Source organism: Mycobacterium sp. E342 (genome assembly GCF_001667665.1).
GTDB lineage: Bacteria > Actinomycetota > Actinomycetes > Mycobacteriales > Mycobacteriaceae > Mycobacterium.
Genome location: NZ_LZJM01000021.1, coordinates 1 through 1,428, shown reverse-complemented (window position 1 = coordinate 1,428; position 1,428 = coordinate 1). Strand labels below are relative to the sequence as shown.

The 1,428-nt window shown below is 66.4% G+C and carries 1 protein-coding gene; it reads right to left on the bottom strand.

Going from position 1 to position 1,428, the window contains the following annotated elements; genetic code table 11:
* Positions 1-1,428: condensation domain-containing protein (locus A5692_RS01130; RefSeq protein ID WP_231984140.1), on the bottom strand; the 1,428-nt coding region annotated here is incomplete at both ends.

The following is a 1,428-nucleotide window of genomic DNA, read 5'->3' as shown; positions in this document are numbered from 1 at the left end:
CAGGCGGGCCTGCTCATCGACGTCGAGCACCTCGACCGAGGAGACTTGCTCGGTGGGGTCGGCGGTCATCGCCGCCAGCACCCGCTGGAACCGCTGGATCAGGGTGTGGATGGTGTTGGGGTCGAAGATGTCGGTGCGAAATTCCACCGCCCCACTAATCCCGGCCGGTTGGCCCGCCTCGGTGAAGTTCTCGGTCAGAGAGAATGTCAAATCCATGCGCGCGGTGTGGGTTTGCACCGGTATGGGGTTGGCTTGTAGATCCCCCAGGCCCAGGTCGGTCAGGTTGTGGTGTTGCCAGGCCAGCATCACCTGCACCAGCGGGTGATGGGCCAGGCTGCGGGCCGGGTGCAGCCGTTCCACCAAGACTTCGAAGGGCACATCCTGGTGCTCGAAGGCGGCCAGGCTGCGCGCCCGCACCTGGCCAAGGAGTTCGGTCACACTGGGGTCGCGGGTCAGATCGACGCGTAGCACCAGGGTGTTGACGAAGAACCCGACCAGCTCATCTAGAGCGGGGTCGCGCCGCCCGGCGATCGGGAACCCCACCGCCACATCAGTATTGGTGCTGAGTTTGGCCAACAAGACTGCTAGGGCGGCTTGGAGCACCATGAAACTGGTGGCGTTGTGGGTGCGGGCCAGCTGGGTGATCTGCTGCTGCAGCTCGGCGGGCCACTCGATCGGGAGGCTGGCCCCGCGATAATCGGCCACCGCGGGATAGGGCCGATCGGTGGGCAACACCAGGCGTTCGGGCATGCCGGCCAGCGCGTGCTGCCAGTAAGCCAACTGCGCGCCGATCCGACTATCCGGATCCTCCAAGTCGCCGAACTGCTCACGTTGCCAGAGTGTGTAGTCGGCGTACTGCACCGCCAACGGCACCCAACCAGGGGCCTGCCCCACCGTCCGGGCGGCATACGCGGCGCCCAGATCACCGATCAGCGGGGTGATCGACCAGCCGTCGGCGGCGATGTGGTGGGCCACCGCCACCAACACACACTCCTGGTCGCCTAACCGGAAAAGCTGGGCCCGCAACGGAATCTCGGCGGCTAGATCAAACGCGTGACTGGCCACCGCCGCGATCGCTTGGTTCAACTGAGTATCCGACCAGCCGCTGGCATCGATCACCGCCCAGCCGAACTCGACCCCCTCAACCGGCACCACCTGCTGCTCAGGAACCCCATCAACCGCGGGGAACACCGTGCGCAGGCTTTCATGGCGGCCCACCACATCACCGAGCGCAACCTTCAGGGCGTCCACGTCGAGTGGCCCCGTGAGGCGCACCGCCATGGGCATGTTGTAAACCGCCGACCGGCCCAGCAACTGATCGATAAACCACAACCGCAACTGGGCAAACGACAACGGCACCACTGCCGGCCGCTGCTGGGCCGTCAGCGGGGCCAGCCCACCCCCACCCCCGGCCTGGATGCGGGGTGC